This window comes from Novipirellula rosea (assembly GCF_039541335.1).
Lineage (GTDB): Bacteria > Planctomycetota > Planctomycetia > Pirellulales > Pirellulaceae > Novipirellula > Novipirellula rosea.
Window position 1 is genome coordinate 444,480 of the sequence record NZ_BAABGA010000035.1, and the last position, 23,699, is coordinate 468,178.

23 protein-coding genes and 1 tRNA gene are annotated in these 23,699 nt (G+C 53.6%); 15 read left to right on the forward strand and 9 right to left on the reverse strand.

Going from position 1 to position 23,699, the window contains the following annotated elements; all coding sequences use genetic code 11:
• Positions 1-12: 12 nt before the first annotated feature.
• The 6 genes from ABD971_RS14390 to ABD971_RS14415 all read right to left on the reverse strand — a co-directional run bounded on the left by ABD971_RS14390 (position 13) and on the right by ABD971_RS14415 (position 8,078).
• Positions 13-369 carry a hypothetical protein gene (locus ABD971_RS14390; RefSeq protein ID WP_345323115.1) on the reverse strand — a complete coding sequence of 119 codons (357 nt, stop codon included), beginning with the start codon at positions 367-369 and terminating at the stop codon, positions 13-15.
• Between the two features lie 276 nt (positions 370-645).
• Entirely contained in the window at positions 646-3,777 is a 3,132-nt protein-coding gene (locus ABD971_RS14395; RefSeq protein WP_345323117.1) for a type I restriction endonuclease subunit R, read from the reverse strand.
• On the reverse strand, positions 3,774-5,054 hold the full coding sequence (locus tag ABD971_RS14400) for a hypothetical protein (protein ID WP_345323119.1): 1,281 nt from the start codon (positions 5,052-5,054) through the stop codon (positions 3,774-3,776). The genes ABD971_RS14395 and ABD971_RS14400 overlap by 4 nt, the downstream gene beginning before the upstream one ends.
• 1 nt (position 5,055) lies before the next feature.
• Entirely contained in the window at positions 5,056-6,264 is a 1,209-nt protein-coding gene (locus tag ABD971_RS14405) for a restriction endonuclease subunit S (RefSeq protein ID WP_345323121.1), read from the reverse strand.
• Positions 6,261-7,823, reverse strand: coding sequence for a type I restriction-modification system subunit M (locus ABD971_RS14410; RefSeq protein ID WP_345323123.1), 1,563 nt, complete (start codon positions 7,821-7,823; stop codon positions 6,261-6,263). Before ABD971_RS14410 ends, ABD971_RS14405 begins: the two co-directional genes overlap by 4 nt.
• An 84-nt stretch (positions 7,824-7,907) precedes the next feature.
• Positions 7,908-8,078: a MerR family transcriptional regulator gene (locus ABD971_RS14415; RefSeq protein ID WP_345323125.1), complete on the reverse strand. Its 171-nt coding sequence runs from the start codon at positions 8,076-8,078 to the stop codon at positions 7,908-7,910.
• 116 nt (positions 8,079-8,194) lie between these two features.
• Here ABD971_RS14415 and ABD971_RS14420 point away from each other — a divergent pair, with 116 nt between their 5' ends.
• The 5 genes from ABD971_RS14420 (at position 8,195) to ABD971_RS14435 (ending at position 11,651) form a co-directional block, all read left to right on the forward strand.
• Positions 8,195-9,073 (forward strand): GIY-YIG nuclease family protein, encoded by an 879-nt coding sequence (locus tag ABD971_RS14420; protein ID WP_345323127.1) that lies wholly within the window; start codon positions 8,195-8,197, stop codon positions 9,071-9,073.
• Positions 9,074-9,221: 148 nt separating this feature from the next.
• On the forward strand, positions 9,222-9,695 hold the full coding sequence (locus tag ABD971_RS14425) for a hypothetical protein (protein WP_345323129.1): 474 nt from the start codon (positions 9,222-9,224) through the stop codon (positions 9,693-9,695).
• 822 nt (positions 9,696-10,517) lie between these two features.
• A complete protein-coding gene (locus ABD971_RS14430; protein WP_345323131.1) occupies positions 10,518-10,832 on the forward strand; it encodes a hypothetical protein in 315 nt (104 codons plus the stop codon).
• 304 nt (positions 10,833-11,136) lie between these two features.
• Positions 11,137-11,352 (forward strand): DUF1580 domain-containing protein, encoded by a 216-nt coding sequence (locus ABD971_RS36065; protein ID WP_425571311.1) that lies wholly within the window; start codon positions 11,137-11,139, stop codon positions 11,350-11,352.
• Positions 11,349-11,651 carry a helix-turn-helix domain-containing protein gene (locus ABD971_RS14435; RefSeq protein ID WP_345323133.1) on the forward strand — a complete coding sequence of 101 codons (303 nt, stop codon included), beginning with the start codon at positions 11,349-11,351 and terminating at the stop codon, positions 11,649-11,651. The genes ABD971_RS36065 and ABD971_RS14435 overlap by 4 nt, the downstream gene beginning before the upstream one ends.
• Positions 11,652-11,685: 34 nt before the next feature.
• Here the strand turns inward: ABD971_RS14435 and ABD971_RS14440 are convergent, their stop codons facing one another.
• Positions 11,686-11,874, reverse strand: a complete 189-nt coding sequence (locus tag ABD971_RS14440) for a hypothetical protein (RefSeq protein WP_345323135.1) — start codon at positions 11,872-11,874, stop codon at positions 11,686-11,688.
• 58 nt (positions 11,875-11,932) lie between these two features.
• Between ABD971_RS14440 and ABD971_RS14445 the strand changes: the two genes are divergently transcribed.
• From ABD971_RS14445 to ABD971_RS14490, 10 genes are all read left to right on the forward strand, one after another.
• Entirely contained in the window at positions 11,933-12,316 is a 384-nt protein-coding gene (locus ABD971_RS14445; RefSeq protein WP_345323137.1) for a hypothetical protein, read from the forward strand.
• Positions 12,306-13,022 (forward strand): hypothetical protein, encoded by a 717-nt coding sequence (locus ABD971_RS14450; protein WP_345323139.1) that lies wholly within the window; start codon positions 12,306-12,308, stop codon positions 13,020-13,022. The genes ABD971_RS14445 and ABD971_RS14450 overlap by 11 nt, the downstream gene beginning before the upstream one ends.
• Positions 13,009-14,343, forward strand: coding sequence for a replicative DNA helicase (locus tag ABD971_RS14455; protein ID WP_345323141.1), 1,335 nt, complete (start codon positions 13,009-13,011; stop codon positions 14,341-14,343). The genes ABD971_RS14450 and ABD971_RS14455 overlap by 14 nt, the downstream gene beginning before the upstream one ends.
• 125 nt (positions 14,344-14,468) lie before the next feature.
• A complete protein-coding gene (locus ABD971_RS14460) occupies positions 14,469-14,795 on the forward strand; it encodes a hypothetical protein (protein ID WP_345323143.1) in 327 nt (108 codons plus the stop codon).
• Positions 14,792-15,280 carry a hypothetical protein gene (locus ABD971_RS14465; protein WP_345323145.1) on the forward strand — a complete coding sequence of 163 codons (489 nt, stop codon included), beginning with the start codon at positions 14,792-14,794 and terminating at the stop codon, positions 15,278-15,280. The genes ABD971_RS14460 and ABD971_RS14465 overlap by 4 nt, the downstream gene beginning before the upstream one ends.
• Before the next feature lie 94 nt (positions 15,281-15,374).
• Positions 15,375-16,325 carry a hypothetical protein gene (locus ABD971_RS14470; RefSeq protein ID WP_345323147.1) on the forward strand — a complete coding sequence of 317 codons (951 nt, stop codon included), beginning with the start codon at positions 15,375-15,377 and terminating at the stop codon, positions 16,323-16,325.
• A gap of 69 nt (positions 16,326-16,394) precedes the next feature.
• A complete protein-coding gene (locus ABD971_RS14475) occupies positions 16,395-16,694 on the forward strand; it encodes a hypothetical protein (RefSeq protein ID WP_345323149.1) in 300 nt (99 codons plus the stop codon).
• Positions 16,694-18,805, forward strand: coding sequence for a hypothetical protein (locus ABD971_RS14480; protein WP_345323151.1), 2,112 nt, complete (start codon positions 16,694-16,696; stop codon positions 18,803-18,805). Before ABD971_RS14475 ends, ABD971_RS14480 begins: the two co-directional genes overlap by 1 nt.
• A 307-nt stretch (positions 18,806-19,112) precedes the next feature.
• On the forward strand, positions 19,113-20,507 hold the full coding sequence (locus ABD971_RS14485; protein WP_345323153.1) for a tyrosine-type recombinase/integrase: 1,395 nt from the start codon (positions 19,113-19,115) through the stop codon (positions 20,505-20,507).
• Between the two features lie 103 nt (positions 20,508-20,610).
• A complete protein-coding gene (locus tag ABD971_RS14490; protein WP_345323154.1) occupies positions 20,611-21,900 on the forward strand; it encodes a tyrosine-type recombinase/integrase in 1,290 nt (429 codons plus the stop codon).
• Here the strand turns inward: ABD971_RS14490 and ABD971_RS14495 are convergent.
• Both ABD971_RS14495 and ABD971_RS14500 read right to left on the reverse strand, forming a co-directional pair.
• Positions 21,866-21,939: transfer RNA gene (locus tag ABD971_RS14495), tRNA-Arg, on the reverse strand. The two genes, ABD971_RS14490 and ABD971_RS14495, sit on opposite strands and share 35 nt — an antisense overlap.
• 126 nt (positions 21,940-22,065) lie before the next feature.
• Positions 22,066-23,532, reverse strand: a complete 1,467-nt coding sequence (locus ABD971_RS14500; RefSeq protein WP_345323155.1) for a TlpA family protein disulfide reductase — start codon at positions 23,530-23,532, stop codon at positions 22,066-22,068.
• Positions 23,533-23,699: the final 167 nt, after the last annotated feature.

Here is a 23,699-nt window from a genome sequence, read left to right on the forward strand (position 1 = left end):
CGCGTGACTAAGCTAGGAGGTCTCGCGGTCGTCAACCAAGCGTTCGATAGCGTCCAGTCGTTTGTCGATTCGCTGGAGTGTAGTGGCGAGGGCTGCGATTTCAGACAGTACCAATTCACGAATCGCACGACGAGTAGCAATGCGGTTCGCGAGAACGGGAAACGCCCGTTCTTTCGTGTCCGTTGGATACGCCTCGTATTCGTCGAGAGAAGTTTCGATTTCGCTGGCCACGTGGTCCGGATCGTTTGGGTCGAAGGAGGGCGTCTGACCTCTCTTTGTATAAGGCTTTTCCATCGGGGTAGCGGCATACGATGCGCCCCCAGGCAGATTGAAGCATTGAAAGTAAACCGGTCGCCTTTTTCTCGTCATCGAATGACTCCCCTGATTTGCATTAGGTACTCCGGCGCAAATCGACTCTCCCGTAACGCCGACTCGACTCTGATCTTTGACAAGTTGGCTGACTCAAGTATTGAGCCCTCGGGTATCGTGAATCTAACGGTTTCTTCGCACGGCCAATCGAACAAGATTTGCTAACTCTTGGTGATAAATTAGTGTGCGGCGCCCATTAATTTTGACGCTCAAACGGCAGATTGTCAGTGTTGAGATTGCCGTTGTGTTTTCAGCAACGATTTATGTCTAAGGTCTTCAAACGTCTCCGCCAACACCTTTGAACTTCTCAACGAACGCTGAGATCTTCTGGAAGACGCTTTGCTTCTTCGTGAGATACTGAGGATTGAGCGGACTCATTTTCGGTAAGACTGCATTCAGTTCGGTGCCATTCTCGCTGGCATATTCTCGCCTTAGCGAAGTGCTGATGTACCGTTTGGCTGCTTCCGAGTTCAACTCCTCATCGGTAATCAGTTCGCTGGCTTCCCGTTGTTGCTCAGCCCTTGCAAAACCAAAAAAGGCCTCAATCACACTGGCTTTGTCGGGAAGCACGTCCAGATCCGCCTGGTTAATGAAATCTACGACCAAGCTCTCTTTGGCGCGATTGCCAACGCTAGCGCGAATTAGTCGACGCACTTCCTCGACCAAGCTTGCTTTGTTTTTGGTCTTTTTGTTGTGCTCGAAAATCAGTTCCAGAATGTAGTCTAGATTGATCTCTTGAGACTTTAGCAGATCCACTTCAAAAACCACATCTGTCCAATCGATGGTAGATTTCTCAGTTTCGTTACTGGCTTTTTCACGCCGCAGCCAATCTCGAATGTCGTTGTACGTCGATCGGTAATCTTGCACCTTGCGATCAGGCGGCACGTCGATGCCCTGCAATGCCTCCAGATCTGCGTCGCTTAGGTAATGCTCGTCCTTGAAAGCTTCGACTTGCTCAGGATCGTTCACATCGATGGTTTGCAGTGCTTTCAGGCTCGCGAACTCATCAAAGTTCTGCAGGATGTTTTCAACCCGCAAATACTCGCCGAACAGCTTTACGAAATCCTTCTTGTCTTTCTCACGAACAATCTCGTCTGGGTTCGGAAACCGTTCTTCCAACTCCGCAACCACTTCCTTGAATCCACGCCGAGCTTGGCCTGTGACGATGTCGGTGAAGCCTTCCATGTATTCCTTGTAACTCTTTTCAAGCACCACGTTCTTCGTGTTGCTATCCCCGAACAAAGTGATCGCATCAACGGTCGCCTTTTCGAGATCACGAAACGTAACGATGTTGCCAAACGTCTTGGTGGCATCGTAGATCCGGTTCGTTCGCGAAAACGCCTGAATCAGTCCGTGGTAACGGAGGTTCTTGTCCACGAACAATGTATTGAGCCTTGGTGCGTCAAAGCCAGTAAGAAACATTCCGACAACAACCAGTAGGTCGACTTTCTGATCTGGCGGGAGTTCGGCTCCACTGTTGCTTGTCCCCCGCACACGCATCGTCAAGTCGCGATAGTAGTTCTGGAAGCCGTTGCTATCGACACTGAAACTGGTTTTGAAGAAGCCGTTGTAGTCGGCAATCGCCGAGTTCAAAAACTCCTTCGCGCTACTGTTCATTGCCGATACGTCGAAACTCTCGTCCTGGATATCGCCCACGGCATCCTGTTCTTCGTTTGCCGCAAACGAAAAGATGGTGGCGATGCGGAGCGGCCTTTCGCTGTCCGTCTGCAACTTATTCAGAGCCTCGTAATAAAGCTTGGCCGCGTCCACGCTGCTTACTGCGAACATGGCGTTGAAACCTGTCCCGCTCGCTCGCAAGCGGTGCGTTTTCTGACGGAAGTGAGTCAGAACGTATTGGGAGATCTCACGAATTCGGTCTGGATGCAAAAGAGCCTGACGGTTCTCAGCAGCCGTTAGCTTCTGCTCGTCTTGTTCGGTTTCGATCGCTTTGAACTGTGGGCGGACGTCGTTGTAGTCCACCTTGAACTTCAGCACCTTTTCGTCGCGAATGGCGTCGGTGATCACATAAGAATGCAACTCACGACCAAATACGCTGGCGGTCGTTTCCGCTCCCAATGCGTTCTGAGGGAAGATCGGAGTACCGGTAAAACCGAACTGGTAATAACGCTTGAACTTCCGCTGCAGATTCTTTTGCGCCTCACCAAATTGGCTGCGGTGGCATTCGTCAAAGATAAAGACGACTTGCTTCTGGTAGATCGGCAGGTCGGACTCGCTCTTCATCAAGTTGTTGAGCTTCTGAATCGTCGTCACGACGATCTTGTTGTCATCAATATCCAAGTTGCGTTTGAGCCCGGCAGTACTGTCGGAGCCATTGACGCTATCAGGCGAGAAACGCTGGTACTCCTTCATCGTCTGGTAGTCCAGGTCTTTCCGGTCCACCACAAAGAACACTTTGTCGATGAAGTCCAATTCGGTCGCGAGTCGCGCTGCCTTAAAACTGGTCAACGTCTTACCGGATCCCGTCGTGTGCCAGATGTAGCCGCCGCTCTCCGGCTTGCTCCACGCCTTTCCTGAAAACGAACTGCAGATCTTCCACATGATCCGTTCTGTAGCAGCAATCTGGTAAGGCCGCATCACCAACAGTGTGTCGCTGACATCGAAGACCGAGTACTTTATCAGTACTTCGAGCAACGTATTCTTCTGAAAGAAGGTCGCGGTGAAGTCCTTCAAATCTTTGAGCAGGCTGTTGTCCGCCTTCGCCCAGTTCATGGTGAAGTCAAAACTGTTCTTGTCGCGCCGCGTGGTGTTGGCGAAGTAGCGGGTGTCGGTGCCGTTGGAGATGACGAACAACTGCAGATACTTGTACAGTGAGTTCTTGCTGTTGAAGCTCTCCTTGCTGTAGCGGTGCACCTGATTAAACGCTTCCCGAATCGCCACCCCACGCTTCTTCAGTTCCACCTGCACCAGCGGCAAGCCGTTGACCAGAATCGTGACGTCGTATCGGTTGGAGTGGGAACCCGTCTGCTCGAACTGCTGAATGACCTCCAGCTTGTTGCGAGCCGGGTTCTTCTTGTCCAGCAGGTAGATGTTTTGGATGCGACCGTCGTCGAACACAAAGTCATGGATGTAGTCATCATGAATCTTGCGAGTCTTATCGACGATGCTTTCGCTCGGCTTATCCAGAAATGTCTCGACAAAGCGAAGCCATTCTCCGTCGGAGAACTCCACGTTGTTCAGCGTTTGCAGATGCCCACGCACATTTGTCAGCAACGCTTGCTGAGACTTTAGATCTTTACGAAATTCATAGCCCTGGTTTTCCAGATCCTGAATCAGTTCGCGCTCGAGATCGCTCTCACTCTGGTAGCCTTCGGCGACCATCCACTCCCGGTTGTATTTCTCCAGGATGATGAAGTTGTTGGATTCGGCGATGGGTTTGTATTCGATCATCTCGCCTCTCCAGTTGTTCTAAAATGGTATGTATCAACCAGGTAAGTAACCAAGTCACTTAGCTTCTCCTTGTCTTGGTCCTCAATCTCGGTGATTTCTTCACCCGCGTGAGCAGAATGGCTCGACAAGTTAAGAATTCGATTCGCAAACGGGTCCGGTTGCCCAGTGTCCGTCTTTTGCAGCAGATCCGGCCAACTGCGGCATCCGAGGAACGTTGACAGTTTTTCCAGAATATTCCGCACGAAACTAAAATGGTACTTGCGGACATCGCCGCTCGTAATTGCCGATCGAATTTCCGATAGCAAAAACAAATGGTACGAAAAGGGAGAATCGCCTGGTTGCTCTATTAGCTCATACAGTCCGTCAGCTCCCCTGCAAAGTCGATACTGTTTGGACATCTTTGGTCTGTAGACAAGTTTGAACGATCCATCAGGTTGCCTCTTGTCTAGTTTATTGTTCAGCTCGTTGTGCAGCACGTTGTAAAAAAGTGGACTGTGAGTAGTGATTACAAACTTGAGATCAGATTCACTGGATTTCACTAGATTTGCCAAGTCTACGGCCAACTCAATAACGTGACTGTCGTCCAGAGAACTCACGGGATCGTCAACAAAAACGTACTCTAATTTGTCGAATTGATTGTCATCTCGCTTATCTGGATCTGGCTCATCGAGAATAGTGGTAACTTCCTCCAGTAACGTGAAGAATATGCTCCAAACGAAATTCCGTTCCTCACCCCTAGAAATCTTTATGGCACCTGTCCGCTCCGTTCCACGATCAAATGAAAACTGAACCTCGGGGTAAGTTTTGGTTTGGATTCGCCTTCCCTCCTGATTAACAGATTTTTCTTTCTCAATAAACGTTGGCGTAAGTTTGTCGTCCGTGTAGCGCTGAAATGTGGTGATAATGTTCCGGTCTTGGCCACGGTCTCTTAAGATCCAATCGGTGAATGAGTTTGGCTGGATCTTCAGTTTCGGCTTGGTGTCGCCGACTAAGTCGTTGTCCCAGTAGAACAAGTCCTCGGTAAAGGCGTTGTAGTAGAGGATCTTGTCCCGCGAGAGTTCGAACTCGTGGATCTCCGCATCGGCTTCTACTACTTCTTCGGTTGATTCATCGGGGGCCGTCTCTTCATCAATGTCGGCAGCGTTTTTTGGTGCGATTAGCCGCTTGAATTCGCGCGACAGGCGCGTTTTGCCAGTTCCATTGAATGCGTAGATCAACTGCACCTTTTTGTTTGCATCTTTAAGCTGTTGGGCGACCTCCGAAAGTTTTTTGCTCATTTTAGGCTTCCACCTCTTCCGGCTCGGGGAAGCTCAGCAGTAAATCGCGGTAGTACTCGTATTGCTTCTGACGCAACTCGATTTCACGCGGTAAACCTTCGGTGATCGAATGGGTCAATGTATCAAAGTTATCCAAGAGCGATACAATTCGATTCTGCTCTTCCATGGGTGGAATCGGTATTTCAAACTTTGAAAACTCTTCCTTCGTTATGGTTTTTAAAGTGCTGCCTCTTGCATACTCTTTTTCCGTATCGAACTTCGCTCTTAATTGATGCGCAAAATACTTTTTGTTTATCTCTTCCTTGTAGCTCGTAAAGATCGCGAGTGTTCTATCCACGTAGCAGTCGTACTGTGTTATTGCGACGCGCCCAATAGTGCCCTGCAAGGACACAATAACTGTCCCAGCTTCGACGAAGACACTTTTGGGTTGTGCAAGTTTTGAAATGCGCTGCTTTGTTTTCTGTTGTAACGTAAATCCGAAGTCTGCCACATCAGCAACCTGAACAAATGGCATACTTCCTTCGCCATCGTACCATTCACTATTCCCATACGGCTGCGGAAATGAACCTCGTCTAAACGAAGCAACATCGTTCAGCGTTTTCCATTCGACTTCGCCATCTTCAAAACTCAACAACTGATCGCGATAGTAGTTGTATTGTTTTTTGCGGGCGGTCAGCTCGGCGGTCAGCTCGGCGGTCAGCTCGGTAAAGGTGTCCAGAATGCGGACAATTTCCCCCTGGATCTCAAGCGATCTCTTCGGGTCCGATGGGCATGGGATTGGAACTGGTATACGTGCAACCTGATTGCTCATCAGCTTGGGATTGCCCATGCCAGAATACACATGCTTTTGTGCTTCAATCGATAACCAATAAAACAAGAATTTGTGGTTCAGACGCGACTCATCGTCTATTTTTATCACTCCGCACACGTTAGTGATCGAGAACTTGCCCGTTCGGTGAAAAACAGTTCCGGCGTTTGCTCCATCAGTGGTCCAGCTAACAAATTCGCCATCAAAGTCAAAGGTTTCGATTTGGCCAATCGTCCCATTATTCGCTGTCTGAGAGCTGTAAACAGGGTACTCTCCGGCGTTATCAGCAAGGTACCCTTTGGACATAACGCGTCCGCGTCTCAACGTTGCGACGCTTCCAACTGTCGACCATTCCACCCCAGCGCCGTCAAGCAGCTTGCCCATAAAACTAATGTCACTCATGCCTCGACCACCTCGCCTTCGATCTCCGCCACGATCGAATCAATCTCGGATCGTAACTGATCGATTCTCGCGACGGTCGTTTTCAGCTTCTTGTTGAGTTCGGTAATGTTGACCTTGTCGCGAGTGTCTTTGGGTTCAACATAGCTACTGACAGATAGGTTGTAATCATTGCTTTCGATCTGCTCCGCTTGCACCGACTTGGCGAAGTGGTCGATGTTTTTCTTACTGTCGAAGGCCTGCATGATGGCTTCGAGGTGATGATCAGTCAGAACGTTGGTGTTGGTTTCCCTCTTGAAATAGTCCTCGCCGCTGGCGTCGATGAACTGAATGTTCGTGTCGGTCTTGTGCTTGGACAGCACCAGAATATTCACGGCGATCGTGGTGCCGAAAAACAGATTCGGAGCGAGCGAGATCACCGTTTCCACATAGTTGTTGTCGACCAGATACTTGCGGATTTTTTGCTCGGCTCCACCGCGATAAAAGATCCCCGGGAAACACACAATCGCCGCGCGGCCTTTGCTGGACAGATAACTGAGCGCGTGCAGCACGAAGGCGAAGTCGGCTTTAGACTTGGGAGCTAGTACTCCCGCCGGAGCAAAACGATCGTCGTTGATCAGAGTCGGATCGTCGCTGCCAATCCACTTCACCGAATAGGGTGGATTGGAGACGATTGCATCGAAGGGTTTCTCATCACCAAAATCAGGTTCGATCAGGGTATTGCCTAACTTGATGTTGAACTTGTCGTAGTTCACGTTGTGCAGGAACATGTTCATCCGAGCCAGGTTGTAGGTCGTATGATTGATCTCCTGCCCAAAGAAGCCCTCTTCGATGATGTGGGCGTCAAAGTGCTTCTTCGATTGCAGCAACAGAGAACCGCTACCGCAGGCTGGGTCGTAAATCTTATTGACCTTGTCCTGTTTGTGCATGGCCAGCATGGCAATCAGTTTCGACACATGCTGCGGGGTGAAGAACTCGCCGCCAGACTTGCCTGCGTTTGCCGCATAGTTCGAGATCAGAAACTCGTACGCGTCACCAAACAGATCGATCTTGCTACCTTCAAAATCGCTGAAATCCAGCTCAGCCACACGCTTCAGGACTTTCGCTAAACGGTCATTCTTGGCGTTCACCGTGTTGCCGAGGCGATTGCTTGTGGTGTCGAAATCGGCGAACAATCCCTTGATGTCGTCTTCGGAGGGATATCCGTTTGCGGAGCTTTCAACAGCGGAAAAGACGGCCGCCAGATCGGTATTCAGGCTTTCGTTGGTGTTGGCATCTTTGGCGACGTTTGCAAACAACTGACTTGGATAGATGAAATAACCCTTGGTCTTGATCGCATCGTCTTTGATCTCGGGCGTGATGACGGAATCATCGAGAGTGGCATAGTCGATGCTCTCATCACCGGCTTCGATGTAGAACGAAAAGTTCTCACTAATAAATCGGTAGAATAGGGTGCCCAAGACATACTGCTTAAAGTCCCATCCATCCACGCTGCCGCGTACGTCATTCGCGATGTCCCAGATTTTGCGTTGCAGGGCGGCACGTTGTTGCGCTCCGGTCATACGATTACTGTTCCTTCTTGGATTACGTGGCAGGTCACGTAAGACATGGTTACTTCTTGGGCCTTACTGGCTTGGCTGTCTTCTTCAAAGAACGTCGAGCTCGCTCCGTTTGAACAGCCGGTAACCGTTCTCTGGATTGCGGTGCATCGGAATGTCACCTCGCTCAGCCCACTTGCGAAGCGCGTTCTGAGCAATCCAGATGTATTCGGCTGCGGCTACAGCTGCTGTGTGCAAGTATTCGGTAAGTTTCGGCATTTTGGTCGTGCTTTCCGGCTCGCGATACGATCTGAGCTAAGGCCAAAGAGTCTAGCAAACCCTGCACGGTTGCGATATGCTAGCCTGCTTCATTTCTCCTGCCGACAAGGGACCAAGTGACCACTGCGACCGCGAAAACGATTCAGATTTACCTGCCGACAGGTGAACCACGTGGCATTCGAATCGCTGAAATTACAACTCGTATTGTTCAAGCGGTATTGATCCCCCGCAGTGACTTGTCGCACGGAAAGCTGCGAAAAGAACTAGACTTACCCGGAGTCTACTTTTTGTTCGGAGAGGGCGAGGACGAAGCGAAGCCAATCGTCTACATTGGGCAGACCGAAGACGCCAGGAAGCGTTTCGACAACCACAACAAGACGAAGACCTTTTGGAAGACCGCCGTCTTCTGCGTGTCGAAGACGCAAAACTTCACGCAAGCTCACATTCGATATTTGGAATGGTACTGCATGCAGCGGGCAAAAGAGGTTGCCCGCTACTCGCTCGATAACGGTCAAGTGCCTGAGAATTCGACTTATGTTCCCGAGCCGATGGAAGCCGAATTGCTTGACGTCTTTGAGACGATTAGCACCTTGGTTTCGACGCTTGGTTATCCGGTTTTTGAACCGCTTGCTAGAAGCATTAGTTCTGGTCCACGTTTCTTTTGTCGTTCGCGTGGAAGCGACGCGAGCGGTGAACTCGTCGAAGATGGCTTCGTTGTTTTTCAAGGAAGTAAGTCCCGAATCGAGCCGACACCGTCGATGCCCGAATCTATCGGCAACCGACGAAAGAGCATGCTTGAGGCCGGTATTCTCGAAGAAATAAACGGGGTCTACGTGTTCCAACAAGACTACCTTTTCCCCTCGCCGAGCAATGCGGCAGCAACCGTACTCGGGGCATCCGCAAACGGATGGAACGAATGGAGAGACGCGAGCGGACGAACGCTAAGCGAAGTTCATCGTGATACCGATGACGACGAACGGACCGTTGAAGAATAACTTGTCGAAATGCAGTTACACATAAGCAAACAGGTCAACTCGCTCCAAAATTAGCGTTCCCGGTGACGCACTCGATCAATTTTAACGAGCCGTCTCCGAGAACGCCAAAGCAATCGGTTTTCCATCTAACAAGCGTGAAAAGATAACGATGTCAACGAGCATCTGGAATCGCCTCTTTGAGAGCGCCGGCGAAGGTTTGCAATGGGGACTTTGGCAGGCAGTGATAAACACTGTCGCTGAATCAGTTCTCGCAACCCAAGGAATTAAGCCAGAAAACGATTATGAGCTTGATGAAGACTATGACTGTGAATTACACGGGTTGATTGGTGATTGGATGAGGGAATCACTTCCCCGAGATCATACGTTGATCGAATTGCTCGATGGACCAGAGGTTTTTGAGGGCAATGGAACGGCGTGGGAAGAAGAAATTTGTCTGACCGGTGATGCATGTCCTTGTATCGACGATATTTACGAATCGTTGAGTTTGCGAAGCGAGTGCAGGCATGCATTCTACGGTGGCATAACTAAAGAAATGCTCGAAGATTTCTATCGGGATTGGCGTGCATGTTTCCTGAGTCGGGTCGCAGATGAAGCGAGACTGGTCTCCAATTCTTCAGGCTGATTGTTTTGCAGATCGCAAAACAACGATTATCTTCTGCCGGACCTGTACTGGATTGCTTTTCCGAACACTCTTAGATAACGCGAGTCAGCGATAAACAATAAGAAAATGCGAGACGCCTTGGGAGTATAGCCAGAGCCATATAACGCGAAAGTTAACGATGCAAGCACCTGTTCATGTGTTGGCATTCGAGTATTACAAATCCTTTACTCGTAGGTTCAACTCCCCTTCCGTTAGTCTCAACTTGCGTGGCCTTATTGAAGCGTGCTCCCCCTCAGCGACCTCTTTTCGGCTGCGACCCTTCTCTGTGTCGAAGCCGATGTTACATACTCGATTCCGTCGGTGACGCTTCGCTTACCTACGGCTAATGTCTAGCATTCCTGTCGCAAAAAGGATCGAAAACCATTCGCGAGGAGATCTGGGGGATCATGAGGAGAACGGTTCAGACGTTTTGCCAGGCGTCGCGATCGCGACTAAGAATCGATACAAAACTTGCACAACCAAATCTTCGTGCGTCGTGCCATTCCGACTTGTCCGATTCTCGAGCCCGATTGCTGAGCGTCACTCTTTGCTGACGACGGGTGCTCAAGGGCAAGCCCGCGATACCGGAGCTCAAGCCGGGGGTTGAACGTACCGCGGCGGTGTCAATGGCGGTGTCATCGCTGCTGATACCGACCGTTCATGGCCACCCGCTACGCGGCTCGGAAGAAGTCTTTCGGCATCGCGTCTCAAGGCGGCGATGCTGTGAAACGTTGCCAAGGCTGCCGGCCTGGAGACCACTTCGCACCCAGGCTGGAAGCCTAGGCTACGTTTAGACGACCAGTGATGCGGAGTCGTTTGATAACGGGAAAACCCGCGAAACACTGGGTTTCTGCGGGTTTCGGTTCGATGCTGTTTCTGCCATTAGCACGCCCAGTAGGCGTTGAACAATCGCCACAAACACGGGGAAATACGCAAACAGACGATTCGGCGGTGTCACCGGCGGTGTCATCGGTGCACGGCGGCGATGAACGAGCAGAGAAATTGATGCGGCTGTGGGAGTCGCTCGACGATGCCGGTAAGGACGGTCTATTGACTTTGGCGAAGGGCTTAGCAGGGCGATCGGTGCGACTTGCGACCGATGATATTCTGAAAAAATGAAAGTTCCGTCGAGTTCCCCCGTTGACCGTAGGCTTCCCACGACGAACAATCTTCGTGATCGGCAAATTGTATTGGACGGACCAACCGAACAAGATTGCAATTTGTTGAGCCACAAAGCTATGTAGCACCCCCGGGGCACCGCCCCAGGCGACGGACCAACCGAGCCCGCACGAGTGCACTCTCACTAGAGAGTGTCGCTTGTGCGGGCTTTTTTCGTTTTCAGTCGGAGTTTTTCATGTCAAAGATAGAATCGGAAATAGAAAAATCGCCCGCAAAATTGCACGCGGATGAACATTCGCGGCTTATGTCGGAGCCTCTCAAAACCCTCGATAAATCACGCCAAGATTTCCGCGGGCCGCGAAAGCCCTGTCTAAAAACTGTCCGCAATTACGCTATTCACGGATTCCGGGGCGTGCGGCTTGAATCGGTCTTGCTGCAAAATACGCGATACACAAGCGCCGCGGCTGTAGCAAGATTTGTCGAGGCCACCAGCGCAGCACCGCGTGAGGTGGCGAAATGAGTCGCCCTCTACGAATGATCCAGGTCCAGGAAGTAGACCTTGCCAATCTGACCGAGGCAGTAGCCAGCGCCGTCTACGCAAAGATGCAGCCGCTACTCGCTACTGCATCCGCACCCCGTCTAGTCGATGGTGATCGCCTCGCCGAGCTACTCGGTGTGTCGCGCCCCACGGTAGATCGTATGCGTTCATCGGGCGAGATCCCAAGCGTATCGATCGGGCGGCGTCGGCTCTACGATCCCAATGCCGTTATTGCGGCACTAGGCGAATCCTCAAACGAAAAAGGAGCCGCCAGTGACTGACGACTCCCAAAAACGTAGTGGCGGGCAACCACAGCTAAACTATAGCGTTGATCACGACCGAAGCAAGCGATCGGCGTCGGTTGCCGATCTTTCCGGTCTGCATCGCATAGGCGACCTCGCTAAGGCCGCATTGAATCGCCGTGGTATCGATCCGGCAAAGCAACCCGCCGACGATCGCGACCAGCTCGCCCAAGCGGCACAGGGCATAGCGGACAATGCTCATGTTGCCCGTCGCATGGCTGCCGATGCGCGACGACACGCCATGATGCCGGAGGTGTCCCGTGTCTAGCGTATCGACTGACTACCTAGCCGATCGTCGAGAGCTGCTACGCCAGCAAGCCGACGACGTTCAGGCCGCAGAGCGGCTAGCCACTATTGCAGCTGAGCAGGATCACCGACGCCAGCGGCTATTGGCCGTCGGCTACAGCGCCGACGATGCGGACGCCATCGAGGCGATCCGCAAGGAAGTTGAGTTTGCTGTTTTAACCGCGATGGCCCAATGCCGCCGCGTATGGATCGATCGCGGAGTGCTGCGCGTAGAGGAATCGCGTGAAGCAAAATTCGAGGAGCGGCTATCGCCTTTCAACGTTCGATACACGGGGCATCGTTGCACAGTTGCAGCCGTCGTTTTTGTTCGTTTATCAGGAGGTCACAATGGCCGGTGATTGGCTGAAAATCGAAACTACCACCCCAGACAAGCCCGAAGTGTTCCGCATTGCGGACGAACTCGGGATTGATCCCGATGCCGTAGTTGGCAAATTATTTCGAGTATGGGTTTGGGCCGATCAACAAACTTTTGACGGTAACGCTTCTAGCGTTACACGGTCGTTACTAGATCGTATCAGTGGCGTTTCAAACTTCGCGGATGCGATGCTTTCTTGCGGCTGGTTGGTCGAATCAGAGCACGGTTTGACGTTCCCAAACTTTGACCGACACAACGGAAAGACCGCAAAAACACGTGCTTTGACGCGAAAACGCGTTGAGAACCACCGTAACGCTTGCAGCGTTACATCCGCGTTACCAGAGAAGAGAAGAGGTAGAGAAGATAAAGAGAGTAGCGCCCGCACTGGCAAAACAGTCCAACGGTTTGTACCTCCAACACTCGATGAAGTGCGAGCCTACTGCCGCGAGCGGAGCAACGCGATTGACGCCGAGCAATTCGTGGATCACTACACCGCCAACGGTTGGTGCCAAGGTCGAGGCAAACCGATCCGCGACTGGAAAGCTGCCGTGCGAACGTGGGAACGCAACGGCTACCGATCTGAATCCAGTGCCGTTACACCCGAGCCAACAAGCAAACCCGGTTTGACTTTGGACGAACTGGCAGCAATGCCCGCACAGCCGCGAGGAGGTCGACGTGAGCGATCCTGAACGCGAACGCGATAAAGATGCCGCATTGCATGACGTAGACGCAGAGAGAGCTGTTTTGGGCGCTGTGATGACGTTGCCGCATTTGATCGATGAGCTTGCAGCGACGTTGTCCGCAGACGACTTCGGCAATGATGCAAATCGAGTCACGTTCGAGACGTTCGCGGCTATGCACGCATGTGGTGAGTCGATCGACGACGTGGCGTTGGTGGCATCGCGGTTTCGAGCTGCCGGTCATTACGAGACGGTCGGAGGCATTCGGTTTTTCCAGCGATTGATCGAGACTGGATCCGCTCAGCACGCGAGGCACTACGCGGGCATCGTTCGTGAGTGTTCGCGACGTCGGCACATTGTGCGAGTCGCTAGGTCTGCGATCACCCGGGCGATGGCCACCAAGGCCGACGACAACGCCGATTCAATCATTGAGACGCTAGGGGCGTCGCTTAGAGCGATCGAGACGGGATCGGCAGAGAACGAGATTTTGACCATCCAGGAAGTCGTTAGTGAGTCCCTTGATCGAGCCAGCAGAGCCAAGGCCGACGAATCGGCAGCCGGGATCAAAACCGGTATTCACTCGCTCGACTCTCGCACCGGGGGGATGTTTGCAGGCTTGACGGTGATTGTCGCTCGCCCATCGATGGGCAAAACCGCGTTAGGTTTCCAATCGCTAGCGAATGCAGCACGAATCGGCATTCCATCGCTCTTTGTGTCGATCGAGATGGCCGACTGGGAGGTTGGCAACCGCTTTATTGCAGCCGAGACCGGGACCAATTCGCTTCTGCTTCGCAGCGGTAAGGTTTCCGATGAAAAGCTAGCCGACATTCGAGCGTTTGCGACCAACGAATTATCAGGGATGCCTCTGTTTTTTTGGCGCCCGAAGCAACGACCAACGATGGAACGCATCGCGGCGACAGTCAGGATGCACGCTCTACGTCACGGTACGCGGTTGGTTGCTATCGATCACTTGCTGAAAATCAAACCGAGCAACCCGCGTGATGATCGACACGAGCAGGTTGCTCACACAATCACTGCGGCCAAAGACTTGGCGAGCGAGATGGATATTCCATTGCTGATGTTGGCACAGGCAAAACGTAAGGACGGGGCAGCCAAGGACCGAGCACCGACCGTTGATGAGATTTACGGTTCCTCCGTGGTCGAGATGGAAGCCGACGACATTTGGTTGGTTCATCGCGAGGACCGCGACGCTACCGAGGGCACTATCCACATTGGCAAAAGCCGCAACGGTCAGGTGCAAACGATCGACGTGGGTTTTGATCCGGTGCGCACTGAGTTCACAGCGTATATCGGAGGACGAGAGTTTTGATTTCACCTACCTATCGGGGTGCATGCACAGTGAGCCATATGTATTCACCATTCGCGACGATGACGCCAAGCCAAAGACGCCGTTTTTGCGGGGCGAGAGCGAGCTACAACGCTCGAAGGCGTCACATGGCTACGCTGCGTCGATATGAGATTGTTCGACGACTGCGGCACATCGACCTTGACCAACGAGGCTGGCGCACCGAGCTGGCCGCAGAGCTTGGCATTTCACGCTGGACGCTGTCGGCCGATTTGCGAGCCATCCGGCGAGATACCAAAGCGGCCCGCACCGAACGAATCGATGCCGACTTCAAGCAGCGGGAAACGTTTATGAATTTGCTGGAGAGCTCACAGCAGCCCGATCCGGTGCGAGATACGGCACTGCAACGCCGCCGTGATCAACGATCCATCGAACGACTACAAGCCGCACAGGCCATGCGAAAGGCTACCAAATGACAGACCGTGACCAGCCACCAAGAACGCTCGAGGAAATCCGTGCGTTACGAGACTCGATGCCAAAGACCAAACGACGCGGTTCACGACCAGAGGACCATACGCTTGCGGCAATGGGAGAACGAATCAAACGACGAATCGCCGAACTTGGCCCCAAGTGCACCGCCCAATTTGAGGCTAAGCACACCGAGGATACGCCCAAATGCCCCCGAGACGTTTTGCAGACGATCATCGACGCGGGAGTGAGCCTATCGCTTGACCGTCGCCAGACGCTGCACGCGGTGCACTATGCCGATGACTTCCCGGACTCACTCTTGCGATTGATCGGCGAGCACGCGGCGAGCATCGGGGCCGTCATCGGCGGCCGCGTTGCTTGCCATTGTTCCCAATACCGACCGACGATCGAGGCCAACGACCGGCGATTGATAGTTCGATGCCGAGTTTGCCGGCAGTCATTGCCGAAACGTCGCAGCCGCAAAAACAAATAACCGATACCCGACGCCGCGTGTGCGGTGTCACTTTTTTTTTCACGTTTCAGAGAGGCAACCAACGAAAATGAGTAATCAGACACTATCCCCAGCAATGAAGGCCCTAGCAGCCGCCCAGTCACGACGCGAGCAAGCGATTCGCGATCAAGCGGCAGCAGCCGAGGCCGTTGCACAGCAAGAGGCGGACTTAGTCGCCCAACAGCAACGAATCGCCGACGCCCGGGCAAAACTAGAACGGCAAGCACGCGAGATCGAGCAAGCCGAATTAGAGGTTCGACGAAAGCAAGCGGAGATCCCCGCCGAGCGAGTCGATCTAGCAACGGCAACCGACGTTGCCGGAAAGCTACACGCAGCGTTTGAGAATTATCGACACCCAGGCGACGAGCCCGAGCAGGTTTTAGCCGATGCTGTGTGGGACGCCGTCGACGACGCGCGGGACCGATTGCTGACTGACGACGTTGACGACCAGGCCAGGGCGTTGGTGCTTGCCATCAATGGCGTGACGATGGCTTGTGAGCGATGGGAGTTGTGCCGGTCGGGCCAAATTCTTCCCGCGAGCGGCATCGACTTGGACACCGCCGGCTTGGGTTCCTCCCCCGCCACCTCTCGCCGCGTGGAGTCGCTCGAGAAGGAAATGTTGGCGGTTTTGAGTGGTGAGCAGCCGCCCAAAACGGAATCGATCGGTCGCCTCGTTGGTGAGGGAATCGACACCCGCCAAATCTGCAAAATGATTCGCCTTGTCAATCCAGATGGATCATCAGCACTCGGCGTGCTTGGGCAGATCATCGATTCCGGCGACCGTGCCCAGCCATCTTGGGAACACGTTCGTTGGTTCGGGACACTCGACTTCGACACCGCGTGGGAGCGACGACAGGCCGACATCCCCCGCCGCAAACAGCTCAAGAGCGACCACTACGCGGCATCGGCCCACGGTTCGGTTCGGCCCAATCGATTGTCCGGCCAGGGCGTTGTGAGCAAGGCGTTCGATGCGATTGAGGATGAGGGACGACAGTTCGCAGCCTATCAGGCCGCGAACGGCATCTAGGCACTTTCACCACTACCAAGGGCGATGGTCGGCACGGTTCGGCCATCGCCCCCAACCGAGGAAAGAAATATGAATCTTGGCGACCTATTACACGCGATCATGGCAAAGTTTGATTGCGATGCATCCGAGGCGGAAATCGACCGCGTTTATAACGACGGCAAGCTATCGGTGATGATCCCCGATGAGTGCGTGCTGTTTGCCCGTGTCGACGAGGACGGCGACGTTCGCAGCATCGAGACACGACCAACACGAAAATTAAGAGCGAGCGGGTTCCCGTTTCCGTTGCGTGATGGCGCGATGGTATTTCAGCACGCCCACGGCGTGAAAATCGCTTTATCCCCCAACCCACGACAAACAGAGGAAGTTTGATGACGACTATCGTTTACAACGGAGTAGAGCTCCGAGACTGCGAAACGCTCGCATTCGACCAGGTTGTCGAATATGACGAATCAAAAACTGACGTTCTTTATAGTCGATTCCGCATTCGTGTTGCTTCGACGCTAGTGGCACTGCGAGAGCGCACAACCAGCGAAATCGCGGACGGAACAAACCGGCAATTCGGTATCGAGACGGTGCAAGGACAAACCGTTGTCCAACGTGCCCACGACATCCATGCACGACTTAGCGAATCCCGCAAAGACTTCTGGATGCTTGTCGATAATTGCGTTACCGACGAAAAGAAGCCGGTAGGAGCCGGGGCAAGCGTTCTCGATCAGCCTCTATTGATCGCGACCGGAAAGGCCTGGGACGAGGAGATTGTTACCGACACCATCGGCAACGTGGGCGGCTACACCGAGCACAAGCGAATCGAACGCACCGAGCTGTTTATGGTGCCGCATCCGTTTAGCGAGAATTCGGACACAAATGCCTATGGTCCCGGCGATGGGCTAATCTCGAAAAGCAACGTTCTCGACTGCGACAACGGGCCAAAGCCGCTATCGGTGAAGGTGAACAAAATCATCGGAGGTCGATCGCTTCGCGTTGAGTTTGAAATCGAGGTTTGCCGGCCAATCTGCAACCCCAGTTTTGCGGATTCCGAGCCGATCGTTTTTGGTGGAGAAATAACATCGAGCGGCAATCAAGTATTGTCGAATCGATGGAGCATTGAGGAAAGCAAGGATGACAACTGGATAACGACGCGTAGCCTACAAGGTACTTTGCGAGTCGCACACAGCAGCGTGTGGCCCCACGCCATGCGGTGGCTTTGTATGCCCGCATTGATGAAGGGATACAAGCGGATTCGGCAATCGTATGTTGATGACGCAACTAACCTTGTTCTCAAATACCGGATCGACGACCAGCAAGCACACGCAGCGCCACCATATCCGGCGATTAAATGGAGCGGGCACCACGCCGAGACAGCGACCGGAAGCGGTGGCGTTTTGCAGGGCGGCGAGTTCGCTATCCGCCTTACTGGCCCTCCCGGCGTCGACAAGCAGCAGCTTATTGCTGCGGCTGGCAAGGTTGCCGTCAATCGCATTCGGGGCTTAGGACGTCGCTATGCCGATGGCGGGGATAAGGCTTACGACTTGACTCTGCGAAACGCATCGATTGTTGATGTTCTTCACGAGCCAACAATCGAAATGCGGGTGCAAGTGAGCTACGTTTCGAGCAAATTCAAGTTTTTGGCGTTGCGTGTGAAAGAGATGGGACGCCCCCTCAACACGCTGGACGGTCACGAGTACGGCTACGATCCCGAGCTAGACCCGTATTTGATCGCTGGTTACAACCCGCGTGTTTGGCCGGTCCCGTTGGCATACGACAGCGAGACGCCAGCAGGCTTGTTCAATTGCTATTTGCAGCATCCTTGCAGCGTGTGGCACGATATGCCGGGCGGGCTGGCGCCAGCCGATGAAATCGACACGCCTGAGCGCAAAGAAAAGAAGGAGTCGGGGCAGCCGGATAACCCGTATCCCGCTGACCAGTATACAGAACAGGAAGTGCCGGAAGACGACACATATCTATCGGAGGATACGGAGATTTATGACTACCCGTATACCTTCATCGAGCTGCAAAACCGTTATCGGATCAACAATGGTTGGGCGCAGATTCCGATTGCCAATACCGACCCCAACGCAACAAAGACCGCAGAGCTGATAAAGCTGCACGGCAGGACGGCTGCCCGTGTGTTGACGATGACTGCGACACGAGACGGCAAGCCGCCAATGTTGCCTTCGATGAATGAAGATCAGGTCGACCAAAACGGATGCCGGGAAGTGCTCGACAGAATTGACATCGTGGCCAAGGCCCCTCAGTTAATGGCGGACGGGACCGGCAGACGCTTTGAGATGATGAGCGAGTACGTTTACCTGATGGAGCGTGCCCCCAGGCCAAACGAGAAACTGCGAGGGGCCAGCAGCCCGCTTGACCTTTTCTCGCCCGATTCTAACTCACTCGACCTATCCGAGATTGTCGACACCGGTGGCCACTTGGTTTGGGAAAACGGCGTGACGACTACCTACCCGCTTCCATCGAGTTAAGTTCAAACTTGACCCACCCGCAGTTGGCAGGCAGAATGTGGGCTCTGTCTGGTTGCTGCGATTGCTTCAAAACGATTGCTGCTCGATTGATCGGCCTTTTCCACCGATTGATGACGAAACCAAACTCTTACATCTTAGACATCCGAAAATGCGAAAGCCGTTCGATGCGTCATGCGTGTGCGTAGCTTCGACCCTGCATAGGCAGGTTAGCGATGCCCGCGTGGACCGGGGTAAGAGCCGGTTTTTGAAGCGCGTCGAGCGGCTTTTTCGTGTTCTGGCCTATACGGTCAGTTGGGAGAGCTGAATCGTGAAAAACAAATCTCGGTTTCCGCCAACAATGAAGAATCTGATTCGTTACGCCCTGTCAAAGGATGGAGTTGCCGTTCTTCGCAAAGGGTCTGGGCAACATGCAATCTTCACGCAAGGCATCATGGACGACTTTTTCGACGTGACGAAACGCAAGATGGAGGTGACCGACCTCAATTTAGACATCGCCAATATGATGCTGTCTCGCTGGAAACGGCTCGGTATGGATTCTAAGGCCTTAGGTTATCGGCTCCGTTGGTTTATCGAGAGAAACTCGATCGCAGCACAACTTGGATGGACGACCGCAGATGATTTTTCATCGATCACGATTGTACGAACCACCGATTGGCGACAAAGCCGCTCCAATGTTCCAACGCCTGACCTTCGGGCAGTCAAAAAGTCGAGTGCAGCGAAAGCTGGGATGCCGTTAATTGACTACTTTGAAACTCACTATCGACCGGCGAGACTTGTGGGAAAGTCACCCCGTACAGCCACGCTTTACCGACAGGTCATCGCAGCGTTTGCGAAGTACTTAGGGCGTGCTCCATTGGTCGCGGATCTCAACCCCAAAACGGTACCAGATTGGTTGCAGTGGCTTTTGGACAATACCGAGCTGGCAGCCGCGACCGTCGAAAAAGACCGCACCCATATTTGTGCGTTGTGGACCTTCGCAGCGAAAAAGGGTTGGCTGGCCGAGTTTCCCGACATCCGCCCTATTCCCTGCCCCGAGCGTGTCCCCGATGCATGGACCGACGACGAGTTGCTTCGCTTATTTCGAGCGTGTCAGTCTGCACGCGGGAGAATCGGCAAGGTCAAAGCCAACCAATACTGGCCGGCATTGCTAAGCGTCATTTACGACACGGGGGAGCGTATCGGCGCCGTTCTTGAGATTCGCCGCGACGACATCGACGCGCAGGGCTGGTTGACTGTCCGCGGCGAGCACCGCAAAGGCAAAACGCGAGACAAACGTTTTAAGCTACGCCCCGAGACGATCGAGCGAGTCGAGGCGATTCGAGTGTTTGCGCAAGAGCGAGTATTTGAGTGGCCCTATAGCGACGGATATCTTTGGACAAAATTCGGCAAGATTTTGGAGGCAGCCGGTTTGCCTAACAACAGACGAAGCAAATTGCACAAGATCCGACGCACAACGGCCAGCAACTTTGAGGCAGCAGGCGGCAACGCAACCGCGTTGCTGGATCATCAACACCGCCGCACGACCAAACGGTATTTGGATCCGCGCGTAGTGAAAGAAACACAGCCGGCAGACATTCTGCCGGGCATTGGCGAGCTTGCGAAAGCGATTCTCGACGGCAACGAGAACAACGACAGGATGGTGAGCGAGTTTCGAGCGTTCCTCGAAGCCAAGCAAGCACGCAACCAATCGGATCGGAACTAAGCGGACTACCGCAACGGCTCGGGTATCGCGACCCGAAAACCAACTACCCGAGGTGGCTGCCGTTTGCTTTTCTCATCTCGGGACAACAACGGGAATTGTATCAGTGGCATCACTTAGAAAAGAGTCTGACCGCGGGCGTACTGGCTGGCGGTTGCAGTTTCGGCATCAGAAGAAACGTCGGTCGCTATGGCTTGGTCCCATTTCCAAACGGGCCGCTGATGCGGTTGCGAGGCATATTGATGAACTCGTTAGAGCGAGTGCGGCCAACGTTACACCCGCAGCCGAGGCGGCAAAGTGGGCGAACGGCGTCGACGAACGGATTAACAAGTCCCTCGTGAAGTGGGGACTCATAGAGCCGCGAGTTGTCGTTGAGTCAGAGGACCGCTTTTGCGGTACATTCTTCGAACGGTTGATTCAAGACAAGTGGGAAGGTCGCACCGCACGAAACTACCGCCAAGGGGCGAAGTCGTTCGTTGAGCACTTCGGTGCCGAGCGGACATTGGCATCCATTACCGCCGTTGATTTTGAAAAATGGCATCGCTGGATGCCTAATAATGGGCTGGCCCAGTCGACCGCCAACAAGCGAGCCAAGATGGTTCGCACCATGCTAAAAGAAGCGGTGCGGCGAAAGATCATCGCCACGAACCCAGGCGCGGAAACCAAGATCGGTGGTGAAGTGAACCGAGATCGGGACCACTACGTCAGCCGTGCGGATGCCGCCAAGATCCTGGAAAAGTGCGACACAGAGTGGGCTTTGATCTTCGGGCTATGTCGATATGCAGGTTTCCGGTGCCCCAGCGAGGTTACGACGCTGCGGTGGTCGGACATCCAGTGGGACGACAACCGACTTCGGATCGATTCGCCGAAAACCGGGCTGCGGTTCTGCCCGCTTTTCCCGGAGCTTCGCCCAATCCTTGAGACGGCAGCCACTGAGGCCGGAGAGCAGGCGTTGATGCACAATCACCGATGTGTCCAGACTCACCGCGACAGCGAGAGCAATCTGCGGACGCAGCTTCACCGAATCGTCGAAGCGGCAGGACTCGTGCCTTGGCAGAAGTGCTTTGTCAATCTTCGTGCATCGTGCCGTACCGATTTGTCTGACCGGTTCCCCGATCACTGCGTGAACTCCTGGCTTGGGCAGTCGAGCCGGATCGCTGAGCGTCACTATCTACAGACCACCGACGCACACTGGGAGCGAGCTGTCACCGAGGCGATGAAAGGCGTGGCGGTGTCCGGCGGTGTCACTGGCGGTGTCATCTCTGCCGTAAGCGACGAATCAGAGCCAATCACGACCAACAAAAAAGCCCGTAAAACACTAGGTTCCACGGGCTACCGATCGATCGTGATTAAGCCATTAGCACGCCCAGTAGGATTCGAACCTACGACCTGTTGATTAGAAGTCAACTGCTCTATCCAACTGAGCTATGGGCGCGAGTGCGTGTTTGAAACCGCTGCTTCGAAAACACCGCGTTTCGAAAACACAGCGGAATTCTAACCACTTGCGACACAGATTCCCACGCCCCAAGTTCGGCAAAAATTTCGGCCGATAAAACGCGGGCTACTCGCTCTTTTTACCTGTTTCGATCAATTCCTTGATCTTGGCGTGGATTTCCTTGGCCGTCGCTTCCCCGGCCCCCGTTTCGACTAATTGCACGACGCCTTCGCGGTCAATCAGCACGACATGCGGAATGCCACGCACTCCATACTCGCTCGACATCTCGCTCTCTTTGGGGGTCACCAGCACGGGATGCTGTAAATTGTGATGCTCCAAGAATTTCGCGATCGCAAATCGTTCGGTCGGCGGTGGGACCTCGTCCTTGGACCGTGATGCCTGTGACTTTTCGGCGTCCCAGTCGAAATTGTAGTACTGCGTCACCCCGACAATCTCGAATCCCTGGTCCGCGAATTCTTTCCGCCACTCGCGGAGATGCGGGAAGGTGGCGATACACGGACCGCACCACATCGCCCAAAAATCCAATAACACCACTTTGCCTTTCAGCGATGCTTGAGTCGTCTGCGACGTATCGACCCAGGCGTCGACATCCCACTGTGGCGCTGGTTTGCCAATCAGACTGTCCACCGGTTTCACCGCAGCGATCCGCTCTTGATGCAGATCCAAGCGACGAAGTATCGCGCGGACCGACGCGTTTCGTACCGCGATCGAACCCAACTTGTCGCCAACCTCTTTGATCCGCTCGGTCATGGCATCGGGATCATCTTGACGCCACTGAGTGATCAGAAGGTACTGCGTTTCGGCGTATTCGCTCTGGATCGCGGCGGAAGCCGGGTAGGCGTCCATTGCCGAAGTGACCGTCGTGTCTAACAGCGTGATGAACTTTTCACGCCACGCATCGTTCTCTCGATCCGCTGTCGTCAAACTCCGCAACATGCGAATTAGCGCGAGCATCGTCTCTTCGTCGGCATCCTCCGCCGCGTTTGCCGCAACGAGTTTGTCCAGCACCGATTGCACGAGCGCACTAGCATCGTCCTGATGATCATCCGCGACTAGGAAATGTGCCTTCAAGACCACCAATTGGGAAAGCGGCAACAGCGGAGTTTGCTGGGCTTGTAGGTCCGCGGAACTCAACGCTTCGATCCCCCGATCGATCGCGGTTTCCAGCGCCGCGTCATCCCCGGATTCTCGCGTCAGATCTTGAATACTTTGCACCGTCATCAAGATCCCGAATTGATTGGCCGGTTTCTCGCTGTGCTTGCACTGAAATTCGAGCAGCTTTTCGAACTGCGCGGTCGCTTCTTTGTACTTTCGCTGTTCGATAAAACGGGTCGCGACGGTGTGACGAAGGATGTTCAGATCCTCGGAATTGGGATCCTTGGCAATCTGTGATTCCAAGTACTCAGCCGCGTCGGCGAGGTCCTGATCCATTCGCTCTCGCAGATCATTCAGTTGCTGTCGAAACGTGTCGACCGGTGGTGCATCCTCCGCACGGCTCGAACTGAAAAAGACAAACGCGAGCGTAAACACGATTGCGGTGATTTTCGCGGCCGAATGGAGCAACGGTCTCATTTCCAGTCCTTGTTCCGGGGTGGCGGTTGTAGTTTTCCTGTCTCGATCGAGCACGTGACCATGATAACGCTGATGGAATCCGAGAATCAGACGAGTGCAAAAGAATCTCAGATTCCCTTCCCGCATTTTTTCTGCTCTCGATCGATCGCGTGCCCCGTTGGGCATCG